The 13,088-nt window shown below is 71.4% G+C and carries 20 protein-coding genes; 3 read left to right on the top strand and 17 right to left on the bottom strand.

All coding sequences use genetic code 11. The features are described from left to right. Positions 1–5: 5 nt before the first annotated feature. The 4 genes from CRP29_RS06330 to CRP29_RS06345 form a co-directional block, all read right to left on the bottom strand. Positions 6–692: an SAF domain-containing protein gene (locus CRP29_RS06330; protein WP_097194248.1), complete on the bottom strand. Its 687-nt coding sequence runs from the start codon at positions 690–692 to the stop codon at positions 6–8. After that, a complete protein-coding gene (locus CRP29_RS06335; protein ID WP_245852540.1) occupies positions 689–1,279 on the bottom strand; it encodes a hypothetical protein in 591 nt (196 codons plus the stop codon). The genes CRP29_RS06330 and CRP29_RS06335 overlap by 4 nt, the downstream gene beginning before the upstream one ends. A gap of 314 nt (positions 1,280–1,593) precedes the next feature. Next, the gene (locus CRP29_RS23205) at positions 1,594–1,878 is read right to left on the bottom strand and encodes a hypothetical protein (protein WP_245852541.1); all 285 of its coding nucleotides are present in this window, start codon (positions 1,876–1,878) and stop codon (positions 1,594–1,596) included. A 529-nt stretch (positions 1,879–2,407) separates the two neighbouring features. After that, positions 2,408–2,860 (bottom strand): helix-turn-helix domain-containing protein, encoded by a 453-nt coding sequence (locus CRP29_RS06345; RefSeq protein WP_097194832.1) that lies wholly within the window; start codon positions 2,858–2,860, stop codon positions 2,408–2,410. 354 nt (positions 2,861–3,214) lie between these two features. Here CRP29_RS06345 and CRP29_RS06350 point away from each other — a divergent pair, with 354 nt between their 5' ends. Next, positions 3,215–3,421, top strand: coding sequence for a hypothetical protein (locus CRP29_RS06350; RefSeq protein WP_097194249.1), 207 nt, complete (start codon positions 3,215–3,217; stop codon positions 3,419–3,421). A 417-nt stretch (positions 3,422–3,838) separates the two neighbouring features. Then, the gene (locus tag CRP29_RS06360; protein WP_097194250.1) at positions 3,839–4,141 is read left to right on the top strand and encodes a hypothetical protein; all 303 of its coding nucleotides are present in this window, start codon (positions 3,839–3,841) and stop codon (positions 4,139–4,141) included. A gap of 334 nt (positions 4,142–4,475) precedes the next feature. Here the strand turns inward: CRP29_RS06360 and CRP29_RS06365 are convergent, their stop codons facing one another. From CRP29_RS06365 to CRP29_RS06375, 3 genes are read right to left on the bottom strand one after another with little or no spacing between them, the layout of a single operon-like run. Then, positions 4,476–5,867 (bottom strand): recombinase family protein, encoded by a 1,392-nt coding sequence (locus CRP29_RS06365; RefSeq protein WP_141437073.1) that lies wholly within the window; start codon positions 5,865–5,867, stop codon positions 4,476–4,478. Positions 5,868–5,875: 8 nt separating this feature from the next. Continuing rightward, on the bottom strand, positions 5,876–6,157 hold the full coding sequence (locus CRP29_RS06370) for a magnesium chelatase domain-containing protein (RefSeq protein ID WP_097194252.1): 282 nt from the start codon (positions 6,155–6,157) through the stop codon (positions 5,876–5,878). After that, the gene (locus CRP29_RS06375; protein WP_097194253.1) at positions 6,154–6,510 is read right to left on the bottom strand and encodes a YraN family protein; all 357 of its coding nucleotides are present in this window, start codon (positions 6,508–6,510) and stop codon (positions 6,154–6,156) included. The genes CRP29_RS06370 and CRP29_RS06375 overlap by 4 nt, the downstream gene beginning before the upstream one ends. Before the next feature lie 110 nt (positions 6,511–6,620). On the opposite strand from CRP29_RS06375, the gene CRP29_RS06380 reads away from it, so the two are divergent. Beyond that, positions 6,621–6,851 (top strand): hypothetical protein, encoded by a 231-nt coding sequence (locus CRP29_RS06380; RefSeq protein ID WP_097194254.1) that lies wholly within the window; start codon positions 6,621–6,623, stop codon positions 6,849–6,851. A gap of 3 nt (positions 6,852–6,854) precedes the next feature. On the opposite strand, the gene CRP29_RS06385 is transcribed toward CRP29_RS06380, so the two are convergent. The 10 genes from CRP29_RS06385 to rpsP form a co-directional block, all read right to left on the bottom strand. After that, the gene (locus CRP29_RS06385; protein ID WP_091980364.1) at positions 6,855–7,175 is read right to left on the bottom strand and encodes a DUF2469 domain-containing protein; all 321 of its coding nucleotides are present in this window, start codon (positions 7,173–7,175) and stop codon (positions 6,855–6,857) included. Then, the gene (locus CRP29_RS06390; RefSeq protein WP_097194255.1) at positions 7,172–7,966 is read right to left on the bottom strand and encodes a ribonuclease HII; all 795 of its coding nucleotides are present in this window, start codon (positions 7,964–7,966) and stop codon (positions 7,172–7,174) included. Before CRP29_RS06390 ends, CRP29_RS06385 begins: the two co-directional genes overlap by 4 nt. A gap of 136 nt (positions 7,967–8,102) precedes the next feature. Beyond that, the gene (locus CRP29_RS06395; RefSeq protein WP_097194256.1) at positions 8,103–8,831 is read right to left on the bottom strand and encodes a LuxR C-terminal-related transcriptional regulator; all 729 of its coding nucleotides are present in this window, start codon (positions 8,829–8,831) and stop codon (positions 8,103–8,105) included. A gap of 193 nt (positions 8,832–9,024) precedes the next feature. Continuing rightward, positions 9,025–9,963 (bottom strand): signal peptidase I, encoded by a 939-nt coding sequence (gene lepB / locus CRP29_RS06400; protein WP_097194257.1) that lies wholly within the window; start codon positions 9,961–9,963, stop codon positions 9,025–9,027. A 76-nt stretch (positions 9,964–10,039) separates the two neighbouring features. Further along, positions 10,040–10,396 carry a 50S ribosomal protein L19 gene (gene rplS, locus CRP29_RS06405; RefSeq protein ID WP_097194258.1) on the bottom strand — a complete coding sequence of 119 codons (357 nt, stop codon included), beginning with the start codon at positions 10,394–10,396 and terminating at the stop codon, positions 10,040–10,042. A gap of 153 nt (positions 10,397–10,549) precedes the next feature. Continuing rightward, positions 10,550–11,050, bottom strand: coding sequence for an NUDIX hydrolase (locus CRP29_RS06410; RefSeq protein ID WP_097194259.1), 501 nt, complete (start codon positions 11,048–11,050; stop codon positions 10,550–10,552). Between the two features lie 4 nt (positions 11,051–11,054). Then, entirely contained in the window at positions 11,055–11,792 is a 738-nt protein-coding gene (gene trmD / locus CRP29_RS06415; protein ID WP_097194260.1) for a tRNA (guanosine(37)-N1)-methyltransferase TrmD, read from the bottom strand. Further along, on the bottom strand, positions 11,789–12,334 hold the full coding sequence (gene rimM, locus CRP29_RS06420; protein WP_245852542.1) for a ribosome maturation factor RimM: 546 nt from the start codon (positions 12,332–12,334) through the stop codon (positions 11,789–11,791). The genes trmD and rimM overlap by 4 nt, the downstream gene beginning before the upstream one ends. Before the next feature lie 11 nt (positions 12,335–12,345). Beyond that, entirely contained in the window at positions 12,346–12,582 is a 237-nt protein-coding gene (locus CRP29_RS06425) for an RNA-binding protein (protein WP_091980387.1), read from the bottom strand. Between the two features lie 3 nt (positions 12,583–12,585). Beyond that, the gene (gene rpsP, locus CRP29_RS06430) at positions 12,586–13,083 is read right to left on the bottom strand and encodes a 30S ribosomal protein S16 (protein ID WP_097194261.1); all 498 of its coding nucleotides are present in this window, start codon (positions 13,081–13,083) and stop codon (positions 12,586–12,588) included. Positions 13,084–13,088: the final 5 nt, after the last annotated feature.

Raw genomic sequence — 13,088 nt, forward strand, 5'->3', positions numbered from 1 at the left:
CCCGCCTACTCGTCGGCGACCACGACGATGGCGACCAGACCTGCAGCGGCGCGGGCGGCGACGTCCGGCCCGTCGGCCGCGGCGACGAGCACGTCGACCACCCGCAACCCGTCAGGCCCCGGCGGACCTGTCTGCACCACGGTCGCGTCCACCACGCCTGGAGCCCCTACGTCGGTCGCGACCGGAGCGCTGCCGGCGGCCACGGGCACCAGGAGAACGTCATCGCCGGGCCGCAGCGCGGTCGTTGGCAGCTGCACCGTCGACACCCCGACCCCGACCAACTGCTGACCGGGGGTCGGAAGGCGCTGATCGGTCAGCGCATCGCGGGTGAGCAGCGACCCCGGCGTCAGGGTGGTCGCCGCCACCATGCCGATCACCTGGTCGCGGTCACCGTACGGAATGGGCTGCAACGCCGGATCGGGTGAGATCCTCGCCTCCACCAGGTCCGCAGCGGTGATGGCTTGGCCCCAGGGCACCTCCCGGGCGAGCGCGATCACCGGGGACGTCTGGCCCAGCGACGTCGCGAGGTAGGTCGCCCCAAGCGCTCCGAGGACCACCATGGTCACCGCCAGCGCTAGCAGCGCCGGACGGCGCCGGCGACGCGGCGGCGGCAGCACCGGCGCCCGGGACAGTCCGTTGCCCGCCTCGGAAGCAGGCGCCGCGCTGGCCTTGGGCGGCTGGGTGCGAGTCATCGGCTGCTCCCGTCCTGGTTCAGGACATGCAGCTCACCGACGAACAACTCCGACGCCGAGGACAGCTCCAGCGTCTCTGTTCCCGACAGCCCCCCGCCGGACCAGGTGACCGTCCACGTGCTCGTCGCGGTGATCGGCCACGGGCCGCCACCCGGCACGTGTCGACTCGACGCCTGCGCATAGACGTGGCCACAGTCCGGTGATGGGCCCTCGGCGCCCGGCGAGTACGGCGTCCCAGCGCCGCACACCACCGTGGTGCCATCCCCCATGTCCCAGACGATGCGGCCTACCCGGCCCACGGCAGCGACCGTGACGCCACCGGCTGACACCGACTGCCGAGTCGGCCCAAGGAACGCCTCCCCGCGCTCGGTCCACATCCACACCGGCAGTCCAACCAGCCCGCTGGTCGAGCCCGGCGGCGGCGCCATCCGGATCTCCGGCGCGCGCATCACCAGCGATGCAATCGCCTGCTCTGCCAGAACCCGCGGATCCACGGGAGGTGCAGGCGGCGCGGTGCCGTTCGCCACGAAGACGAGCATCGTGGTGAGGCCGGACCCGTCCACCCGTGGACAGACCTGCACGTACATCACGCCATCGTCCGGAGACCTCCCCTCCCACAGGACGCTGGTCGGCGCCGGTTGGGGCTCGGCCACGGTGTACGTGCACGGATTCGCAGAAGCACCACCAGCGCTGTCACGCACACTGTTGCTGGGACTGTCCGAAGCCGCGCCCACGCCGACGTCACCAGTGGCGCCCTCGCTGCCCGGCGTCGAGGCCCATAGCAGGCAGGCCCCGGTGCGGGGGTTGGTCTTCGAGCACTCAACCGCTGGCTCCGCAGCAGCGAGACCTGCAGTGGCCATGCCGATCGCTGCGACCGCCGTCGACAGGGAAAGGATGCGCCTCAGCACGGCTGGTCCGTCAGGGGCTCCAGCGTGGCCACCAACCAAGGCGTTTCGGGCTCCGCCACAAACTGGACGACCGTAATGTCCCAGACGTAACGAGGCGGCGTCCCGGGTGGCACCACCTCACCGGTCTCGACGTTGACTGTCTGGGCGCTCTGACTGTCGTAGCAGCCGGTGATCCTCACTGTTGGTCCCTCTGGCGAAGCCAAGTCGACGCCGGTGACCCGTAGGTCTACTGCTGAATCGCCCTCTTGTCGGAGCCCGAGGGTGGCGTAGTCCCGCACGGACTGGACGGTAAGGAGAGCGGCCGGATCGGCCGCGTACTGACGGATCTCCGGCTCCCAGTTTTGGGCGCTTGGCTCACGGCTGGCCGCATCGCTAACGCGAAGCAGGCCTTCAAAAGCCTCCGTAGCGGCCTCAGCCGCCTCTTCCTCGAGGCTTGACGCCCTGCTCGTCGCCGGAGGAGTCGTCGGAGTTGGCGAAGACAAGGACGTCGTCGCGCTTGGGGAGGTGCCCTCCGGGCCGGCTTCATCCTCCGTGCAGGCGGCGAGGGGCAGCAGCGCAAGGAGTAGGCCAGCCATCCATCGTCGTGTGCTCGTCGAGTGCCCTCGCCCAGTCCGCAGGCCGCGCTCCGACACGAGCACCGACAGGTGGATAGCCGAAAGTGGGCGGGCTGCGAGCTTCAAGCGCACGCTGGCCCATGTCGCGCTCGAATTTGTCGTGCGGGCCATGGGCACCTCCTGGGCAGTGGTGGGGGAAATTACCACCGAGATCGCCCGTGGAAGCAAGCCCTTCCTCCCGTAATCCTCCTGTTCAGCCGCCGAAGGACGCCAAGGCCGCGTGGTCGCTGCGGGAACGGCGGATGGCCGCCTTCACGCGAGCGACGTCCACACCGAGGACTTCGGCCACGGCGGTGATCACCTTGGCGGAGTGATCAACACCGGGGCGACCGTCCTCCAGGCGCACGTACGTCATGACTGACAGGCCGGGAGCAGTCACCTGGTTCGTTGCGAATCCAGCCGCCAGGCGAAGAGCTGCCAAGGGCGGGTCACCTGCATCGACGTTGAGCAGATACAACGGGTCGACGCCCAGCGCAGCCGCCAGCCGCGGTACGAAGCGGGGTCGCGGGCGCTCGAGCCCCGACTCCCACACCCGAACGCGCGCCGGGCTGGAGAGCTCCAGTCTCGTGGCCAGTTCTTCTCTGGTCAGACCCACGGCCTCCCGGGCAGTCTGCAAGCGATCGCCTCGAAGCAGTGGCCGCGCCATGGCAGCTCTCCCCCACATCACCCGTTCGGTGGACACCCGCTCGTGTGACGTCGAACCCTAGCCGCCTCCTCAACATCGTCTGACAGGCCTCGTCGTGGCGAGACGACTCTCGTTGACCGGCGAACTACAGGAGCAGAACCGGAGAACACGCTCGGAGCAGATCCAGGTCATGCAGGCGGACCGCGTACCGGGCTTGGGGCGCTGACCGCAAGGCGCCCGTCATCGGACGTGCCAAGGAGTGGGTCTTGCACACACTGGTCGACGTGGGCCTGGGATACCTCACGTTCGGCCACCCCCTGCCGACGCTGTCCGGCGGCGAGCGCGAGCGACTCCGGCTGTCCATCGCCATGGCCGGTGGCCGAGCCGACCGCGGCCACGCCTCACGGCGTCATCGCCGGCACCCACTGGGTCATCGATCGGGGCCCCGGCGCCGGCAACGCCGGCGGCACCGTCGTTTACCAAGGCCCACCCGCCGACCTCCTGCACGCCCCGCAGTCCATGACCGGTCAACGTCTGGCCGCCTACATCGGCCAGCGGGGTCGCCGATTCACCTTGTCCTGATGCCCGTTTCGACGGCCTCGTCGGGGCATGAGACGACTCATCGACCGGGGCACTACAGGAGAAGGGCTGGGCAACTCGGGGACGGACATCACGTCCACCCAGACGTCGCTGCGGCCACCGGCGGAATACTGGAGGAACAGGCACCACGCTCACCCTCGTGAGCCGACCGAATTCTTTGAGCGCCGCTACGGGCCACGCCCCTCAGGATGAGCTGCTGACCATCGGTCAAGCCGGGGAGTACCTCGGGACCGGCGAGCGATTCATCCGCAGACCCGTCGCCCAGCGGCGCATTCCTACGTCAAGCTCGACAGGTACGTGCGCCTGCAACGCTTCTCGCTCAACGCCTTCATCGAGGCGGGCCGCGTCCCCGGCGAGTGGCTTCCGCCGACAAGTCGTACGCCAAGGACCGGGTGACGGATGACCCGGGCAATGCAGTCTCGCGCCATCGCAAGTGAACGGGACGAGCCGTCAGCCATCATTCGGGCCGGGGACTACCGCGGTAGAGAACAACGGCTCGACCGCGAGGCCGACATCGCCGCATTCAGCCGCGACGGAACAACCGACGACCCCCGACGCCCCGCCGCCTTCCGCGAACTAGCCGGACCCCGGCGAGTGGAGCGGGTAGAGGATCACATCCACCGGGTCGTGGACGCGGCGCCGCCTCTGACCGCCGAGCAGCGCGACAAGCTGACCCTGCTTCTCCGCGGAAGCGGCGTCTGACCAGCCCACGCCGCCACGCGTCGACCCCGACGTAGGCCGGGACCATTGCCAACTGTCCCGTGGCCAAGACCATGCCGCCCCTCAGCCGCGCCTTCAACGCCAAACGGTCGGCCCCGACTGCCTCGTCACTGCTCTGCGCTTTGCGGTTGAGGGCGACGTTCTCGGGGTTGATCGGCGACTGGCCGGCGGCGCACTGCACCAGCGCTGGTGGTAGCAAAGCCCGTCGTACCAATCGATCACGCCACGCCCTGGGCGGTGGTGTCGAAGTCGTATCGGGCCAGCACCACTCACTCCAGGCGGGACAGAGCGCCTCAGGCGCAGCACAGGGCAACGCTCAATGCCAGGTGATCTCCACACCCGCCGGGTCGAAATAGGAGTCCCCCGGCCGCCATCCTGGTGGCCGTCCTCGCCGAGTCCGATGAACGGTGACGGTCATCAACGTGTCCACGATGGCCCGTCGTCGAGACAGGTCTAGCGTCAACCAGACCGCGGCGGTACCCGGACCGGTAACCCCATCGAGCGCCGATTCGCCCACGGCCGAGGCGAGCTGCCGGTCGAGATCATCGAGCCTTGTCCGCAGCGTCGCGGAACCACGCTCCATCATGTGCGCGGTGATCTGATCACCTGTGAAGAGGTCGACCAGCTCGGACAGCCGCGCCTTTACCGCCAGGCGCTCCACGTGCAGGGCCGACGTGTCGACCGCTGCGGGGACGCGCTGGAGGTCGGCGGCGTCCGGCTGGGAGAGCCGTTCGATGACGACCTGCTCGACGAAGTTGTCCAGTGACTGGCAGCGCCGGACGACGTGCGCGCCGTGCTCGCAGCGGTAGGCGGGTGCATGCCCGCGCCCTCGGCCGCCCGTCCCTGCCGTCGTCGCCCTCAGAGGGGCGCCGCAGATCCCGCACAGGTATAGGCCACCCCCGAGCCACCGGCGGGCGTTCCCGGTCGTCGTACGGCGACTCTCGTCGCCCAGAAGCGCCCGCACAGCCTGCCACAGCGACTCGTCCACGATGGCCGGCCACTCCGCCGCGCCGACGATCTCCCCGCGGTGCTCCATCAGCCCGGCGTTCCGCGGCCGGGCGAGCAACTTGCGAACCTCCGTCGGCTTCCACACCCCGCCGGTGGACGTAGTGACTCCGCGGGCATTCCAGTCGCGGGCGAGGGCGTGCAGGCTCATCCCGGTCAGCAGGCCGTCGGTGGCCCGCCGGATCTCGTTCGCCTCGCTTTCGCGGACGGTGACGCCGTCGACCTCGTACCCGAACGGTCTCCTGCCCCCCTTCCACCGCCCCGATGTAGCTGCCTGGAGCTTCGCCGCCTGCTGGCGCTCGATCATGTGCTCGACCTCGTAGCGGCCCGCGCTGCCGAGCATTCGGGCGACCATGCGGCCTGACGGCGTGGCGAGGTCGAGGGGCCCGGCCTTGACGGTCTGCGTGATGACGCCACGGGGGTCACAAACGTCGATGTAGTGCTCCAGCTCCACGGGGCGCCGGTGGAGGCGGTCGGTGTGCCACACAACCACGGCGTCCGCGCGCCCATGCTCCAGGTCGTCCAGCAGGGCGCGGTAGCCGGGCCGGGGCTTGCCGGAGTAGGCGGAGAGGTCGTTGTCACTGTGATGGCCGATGATGCTCCAACCGAGCCGGTCGGCGAGGTCGGCGCAGTCCTGCCGCTGCCTGTCGACGCCCAGACCGGCACCTGCGCGGTCCTTGCTCATACGGGTGTAGATCACCACTCGGCGGCTCACAAGGAAGAGTGTCCCATCGCAACTTTGGATAGGTCGAATCCGCTGCCCTGCTTCGGCATCGACGCGGGCGAGAGCCCGATCGTGATCCGCCGCGCCGGGAACTCCCCGCCGCTGTTCGTCACGGCCGCGCGGACCCGGTCCACCGACTGCCGCACCACGGCGTCGGGCAGCCCCACGAGGGCGACCCCCGGAAGGCCCTGGGCGATGTCGAGCTCGACCTCGACCAGGGCGCCCCGGACGCCGACCAGCCCGACCGACCAGGTGCGCGCCAGCGTCACGAGAACGCCGCCCGCAGGTGCGTGACCAGCGCCGGCTCGTCCCGCCGCACCAGCACGCCCACGACGTCGAACCGGATCTCCGGCGCGTGCTCGTCGTGCGCGGCCAGCCACCGCTGGGCCAGCGTCCGGATCCGCCGTTGCTTGGCGGGGGTCACCGCCTCGGCGGGATGGCCGTAGCCGGTGCCCCGCCGGGTCTTCACCTCGCAGAAGACGAGGGCGCCCGCATCGCGGGCGACGATGTCCAGCTCGCCCTCGCGGCACCGCCAGTTGCGGTCGAGGACGCGCAGGCCGGCGTCGGTCAGGAAGGCGGCGGCGATGCGTTCGCCGTGGTCGCCGAGGCGGGGAGGAGGCACCCGTCCACCCTCACCGGCCGGGTCCGGCGAACCCAGACCGTCGGCGAAGCTGTGGACGGGGGGCGTGTCTGTGGACGGCGACGACGAGGACCGGTGGTTACCGTCCCGGCATGTACGTCGAGACGGTCGTCCAGATCAACGAGCGGGACACCTACCAGGCCAGCGTGCGGCTGCGGTCCGCCGCCGTCAGCAGCCGGCCGCCCGTCGATGCCCTCGTCCGCTTCAGCCCCGCCGGGTGGCTCACGATGAAGCCGCTCGCCGGAGGTCGCGTCCTCGTCGTGTCGGCCGCGGAGGTCCTCGACGTCACGAACATCGAGCGCGTCCAGGCCCTCGACGAGTAGCGCTCAGGGCAGGCGCGGGTTGTCCGGCAGCTCGAGGTCGGGCTTGTCGAGCTCCTCGACGTTGACGTCCTTGAACGTCAGCACCCGGACGTTGCGGACGAACCGGGCCGGCCGGTACATGTCCCACACCCAGGCGTCGGAGAGCTTCAGCTCGAAGTACACCTCGCCCCCGGCCTCGCGGACCTGGAGGTCGACGGAGTTGGCGAGGTAGAACCGCCGCTCGGTCTCCACCACGTAGGTGAACTGGCGGACGATGTCCTTGTACTCGCGATAGAGCTGAAGCTCCATCTCGGTCTCGTACTTCTCGAGATCCTCGGTGCTCATCGGTCCTCGGTGCTCGTCGCGGGCTCGCAGGACACAGGGCGCATGTCCCCATCATCGTGCATGGCAGGGCGGTCGGGCAGCCGGAGGAGTCTGCCGACCTGCAGGTCGCGGGCGCGGGCCACGTTGACGAAGCGCATCCGGTGCGCCGGGCACGGCCCGTGCCGCTCCAGGGCGGCGGTGTGCACGTCGGTGATGTAGCCCTTGTGCCCGGCGAAGTCGTACTCGGGCCACCGCTCGTGCAGGTCCAGCATCACCCGGTCCCGGGTGACCTTCGCCAGCACCGACGCGGCCGCGACGCAGGCCGCGACCCGGTCCCCCTTCCACACGGCCAGGCCCGGCCGGGCGAGGCCGGGCACGGGGAAGCCGTCGGTGAGCACGTAGTCCGGCTCCGGGTCCAGCGTGCACACCGCCCGGCGCAGTGCCTCGAGGTTGGTCACGTGCATGCCGCGCGCGTCCAGCTCCTCCACCGGGATCTGCACCACCGACCACGACACCGCGCGGTCGACGATCTCGGCGTAGACCCGCTCCCGGGCCGCCGCGGTCAGCAGCTTGGAGTCGGCCAGCCCGGGCACCCGGCCGCGCTTGCCCGCCGGCAGGACGCAGGCCGCGGCGACCAGCGGCCCGGCGCAGGCGCCCCGGCCGGCCTCGTCGGCGCCGGCGACCGCCGCGAAGCCCCGGCGGCGCAGGGAGCGCTCCATGTCCCACAGCGCGTCGGGACGGTCGTCGTCGACGACGACCCGGCGCCCACGGGGCACCGGGGCGGCAGCGGAGTGCACGGGTCGGGCAGCCATCGGGATCCGACCCTACGACCCCGGCGGACCGGGCCCGGGGGGCGGTCGACGTACCCGCGGAAACACGCCGGGCCGGCCCTGGGGAGGGCCGGCCCGGCGTGCGGAGGAACGTGGCGGGGCGCGGACGCCCCCGAGCTCAGATCTCGGCGGGGATCTCGGTGGAGACCTCGGCGGGCTCCTCCGAGCGGCCGGCGCCGTGGGCGCCGCAGCTGCACACCGGGTTGCGCGAGGAGAGCACCAGGGAGACCGCGTGGGCCCGGTCGCGGGCACCCAGCTTGCGCAGGATGGCCTTGACGTGGCTCTTGACGGTGTCCTCGCTGATGAACAGGTTGCGGCCGATCGCCCGATTGGACTGGCCCTGCAGCAGCTCGTCCAGCACGTCCTGCTCGCGCCGGGTCAGGGGCACCTCAGGAGTGAAGGGCTTCGCGGCCGGGGTGGCGGAGGGCTCGACCCGGCGGATCTGCGGGTCGACGACGGTGCGGCCGGCGCGGGCGGCCAGGATGGCCCAGCCGAGCAGCGTCGGCGAGGTGTTGATCAGGAGGTAGCCACCGACACCGGCGGCGAGCGCCTCGTTGACGACGGCCGGGTCCTCGGAGGTGGCCAGCGCGACGATGGCGACGCGGGGGAAGCGACGACGGAGGTCGCGGCAGGCGTTCAGCGTGGCGGCGCGGCCGTGACCCAGCTCGACGACGACGGCGTCGGGGCGGGCCGACTCGGCCAGCGTCATGGCGCGGCGCAGCTCGCCGGGCGTACCGACCGACTGCATGCCGGCGGTCTCGTTGATCATGCTGACCAGGCCACGACGCAGGACGGGCGCGTCGGCGAGGAGGAGCACGCGGGTGACTCCGCGCGCGGTGCTCGCCATGGGTGCAGACACAACTGACTCCGTTTCACTCCGAATTGCTTGCTCTACCTCCATCGGAAGGGTGAAACGGTTGCTTGAACACTTTGCCGACATTTTTCGACATTCATTGCGCACGGACCATTCCTGCGGTTCACGTCACACAGGAAACCCCGGTTGCGCATTCGCGGTGAGTGCGCACCGCATTCGGAATGGGTCAGCGGCGCCGGTGCCGTCGCCACGCCACCACGGGGAGGGCGCCGACCAGTCCGACCGCGGAGGACGCGAGCAGGTCCGGGCGCACTCCGGTCGCGCCGCCGTCCACCCCGGCGCCCGCGGCACCGACGGCCTGGATGTCGGGTGATCCCACGAACCCGAAACGGCTCACCGGCCAGACGATGACCGCCGCCTTGCCGATGACGTCGTCCACCCCGACGGTGCCGGAGTGCTCGTCACTCACGTGCGCCCTGGAGTCGGCGGAGGCCGACCGGTGGTCACCCATGACCCACAACCGCCCCTCGGGGACCGTCACCGGGCCGAAGGCGCGCGCGTCGGGAGCGGTGTCCTCGAAGATGTACGGCTCGTCGAGCGGCTCGCCGTCGACGGTCACCCGCCCCTCGGCGTCGCAGCACTGGACGGTCTGCCCGCCCACGGCGATCACCCGCTTGACGAAGTCGTCCTCGCTCGGCGGCGCCACGCCCACGGTCCGGCCCAGCCACAGCAGCGCGCCGGTGAACGCGTTCCCCGGCTCGGCCACGGTGACCTCCGGGCTCCAGGTGTCAGGCCCCTTGAACACGACGACGTCGCCGGGCTCGGGCTCCCCGAACCAGTACGGCACCTTGTTGACCAGCACCCGGTCGCCGGTGCAGCCCGGGCAGCCGTGCAGGGTCTGCTCCATCGACCCGGACGGGATGAAGAACGCCTGCACGAAGAACGTCTTCACCACCAGCGCGAGCACGAAGGCCACCACCAGCAGCACCGGCAGCTCCCGCAGGAGGGAGCCCTTCCTGGGCTCGCCGGCCTTGCGCCTGCGGCCCGAGCGGCCCGACGCGGCATCCTTCGCCGGCTGTTCCTGCGCCTCGGTACCGGTCTCTCGTTCCGGGTCGGGCTCCCCCGGAACGACGTCGGCGGGCCCCCCGGGCCGTTCGCTGCTCATCAAGGAGCAGCGTACGGCGCGGAGGGCCCGCCGGAGACGCAGAGGGCGGCGCGGCCGCCCGTCGTGTCAGCGCAGATCAGCGCGTGACGACCTCGCGCTTCTCCTTGATCTTCGCGGCCTTGCCGCGGAGCTCGCGCAGGTAGTAGAGCTTGGCGCGACGCACGTCACCGCGGGTGAGGACCTCGATCTTCTCCACCACCGGGGTGTGCACCGGGAAGGTGCGCTCCACGCCGACGCCGAAGCTGACCTTGCGGACGGTGAAGGTCTCGCGGATCCCGCCGCCCTGGCGACGGAGGATCACGCCCTGGAAGACCTGGATGCGGGAGCGGGTGCCCTCGACCACGCGGACGTGCACCTTGACGGTGTCACCCGGGCGGAACGTCGGGATGTCGTCGCGCAACGAATCGGCGTCGAGTGCGTCCAGGGTGTTCATCTCGGCAGTCCTCATGTTCTGGCAGTGGCTCGTCAACGGTGCGGACAGCGGAACTCCCCGGCTGTCCGTTCCCGGGAGCTGCGGGGCTCCTCGGAGGAACTCCCCCGTCGACTCGGCCGACGGTGCGCAGCAGTCCTCTACTGTGCCACATCTTCAGGTGACGATGCGCGGCACCCCGGTCCAGGGGCCCGCCAGCAGCGCCCGGAGGACGGCGGCCAGCTCGCGCGGTGCGAACTCCTCGCTGCTCGCGGCGATCTCCTCGGCGGTCCACCAGCGGTGCGGCTCGTCCCCCAGGATCTCCAGCTCGGTGCGGCCGCGCGGATCCACGTCGTGCACGACGTCCCGGAGCAGGAAGTAGGTCTCGCGGTTGTCGATCGGCACGCCGGCGAACGGCCCGACGAACCGCCGCAGCCACACCGGGCCCTCGAGCGCGGCCGGGTCGACGTCCAGACCGATCTCCTCGGCCAGCTCGCGCACCGCCGCCGTGCGCAGCGACTCGCCCGCCTCCACACCCCCGCCGGGGGTGTACCAGAACAGGACGCGCCCCGGCGGGATGTCCGGATCGGTCAGCCGGGCGCCCAGCAGCAGGATCCGGCCGACCGGATCGAGGACGACGACCCGCGCCGACGGCCGGACGACGGCCTTCGCCCCCACGGCGTCAGCGGCCGTCGAGGACCGCGCGGTCGGCGTCGCCCAGCGCGCCGTCGGGCAGGGCCGCCAGCAGGTCGGGACGACGCTCCGCCGTCCGCCGCAGCGATTCCGCGCGCCGCCAGCGGTCGATGGCCGCGTGGTCCCCGGACAGCAGCACCGGCGGCACCTCGTGGCCGCGCCAGGTCGCCGGGCGGGTGTAGGACGGGCCCTCGAGCAGGCCGTCGGCGTGCGAGTCGAACTCGACGGACTCGCGGTTGCCCACGACGCCGGGGAGCAGCCGGGTGACCGCCTCGACCATGACGAGGACGGCGGACTCCCCGCCGGCGAGCACGTAGTCGCCGATGGACACCTCGGACACGGGCCCCGCGTCCGCGGCCCAGTCGGCGACGCGCTGGTCGATGCCCTCGTAGCGGCCGCAGGCGAAGACCAGCCCGGGCTCGGCGGCCCACTCCGCCGCCAACGCCTGGGTGAAGGGGCGGCCGGCCGGCGTCGGGACGACGAGTCGCGTGCCGGGCGGACGCACGGCCTCCAGCGCCTGCGCCCACGGCTCGGGCTTCATCACCATGCCGGGGCCGCCGCCGTACGGGGCGTCGTCGACGGTGCGGTGCACGTCGTCGGTCCACTGCCGCAGGTCGTGCACGCCGATGCTCACCAGGCCGCGCTCGGCGGCCTTGCCCAGCAGCGACTGGCGCAGCGGCGCCAGGTACTCGGGGAAGATCGTGACGACGTCGACGCGGAAGCTCACAGGTCGAGGAGCCCCTCGGGCGGATCGACGACCACGAAGCCGCCGTCGACGTCGACGGTGGGCACGATCGCGGCCACGAAGGGGATCAGCGCCTCCGCCCGCTCGGGCCGGCGGACCACGAGCAGGTCCTGCGCCTCGTGCCGGACGGCGGTGATCTCGCCGATCACGGACCCGTCGGGCAGCTGTGCGCGCAGGCCGACGAGCTGGTGGTCGTAGTAGGAGTCCGGCTCGTCGATCTCCGGGAGCTCGGCCACCGGCACCAGGAGCAGGGTGTTGCGGAGGGCGTCGACGGTCTCGCGCAGCGCGTAGACCTCACCGGAGGGGGCGGCGAGCTGCAGCAGCAGCGTGCCGCTGTGCCAGCGTTTGTCGACGACGGTGAGCGGGCCGCGCTCGGCCGGCTCGGTGCGCAGCACCGTGCCGGGGGCGAAGCGGAGGTCCGGGTCGTCGGTGCGCACCTCGACGGTGGTCAGACCACGAACACCGTGGGGCCGGCCGATGCGGCCGACCACCACGGTGTCGTCGTCGTGCAGGTTCTCCGGCAAGGGAGGTGCGCTCAGCGCCCGTCGGTGTCGACGACGTCGACCCGCAGGCCCCGTCCACCGACACCGGTCATCACCTGGCGCAGCGCCTTGGCGGTACGACCGCCGCGGCCGATGACCTTGCCGAGATCGTCGGGGTGCACCCGGATCTCGAGGGTCTTGCCGCGGCGGTTGGTGAGCAGGTCGACGGCCACGTCTTCCGGGTGGTCGACGATGCCCTTGACCAGGTGCTCGAGCGCGTCTTCGAGCACGTCTTACTCGGCGGGCGTCTCGGCCGGGGTGGCGTCCGCGGCCGGAGCCTCGGTCGCAGCCTCGGCGGCGGGAGCGTCAGCAGCGGGCGCCTCGTCGGCGGCAGCGGCCTTCTTCGGCGCGGCCTTCTTCTTGGCGGTGGTCGCCTCCGTCGTCGGCTCGTCCATGCCCGAGCGGACGGCGGCCTCGTAGAGGGCCTTCTTGTCCGGCTTGGGCTCGGCGACGCGCATCGGCGCCGGGGCGGGCTCGCCCTTGAACTTCTGCCAGTCGCCGGTCACCCGGAGGATGGCGCGGACGGCCTCGGTCGGCTGGGCGCCCACACCGAGCCAGTAGGCGGCGCGCTCGGCGTCCACCTCCATGTAGGAGGGGTCCTCCTTGGGGTGGTACTTGCCGATCGTCTCGATCGAGCGGCCGTCACGCTTGGTGCGGGCGTCGGCGACGACGATGCGGTAGTACGGGGCGCGCATCTTGCCCAGTCGCATGAGCTTGATCTTGGTGGCCACGGTGG

This window comes from Blastococcus aggregatus (genome assembly GCF_900221005.1).
GTDB classification, from domain to species: Bacteria; Actinomycetota; Actinomycetes; order Mycobacteriales; family Geodermatophilaceae; genus Blastococcus; species Blastococcus aggregatus.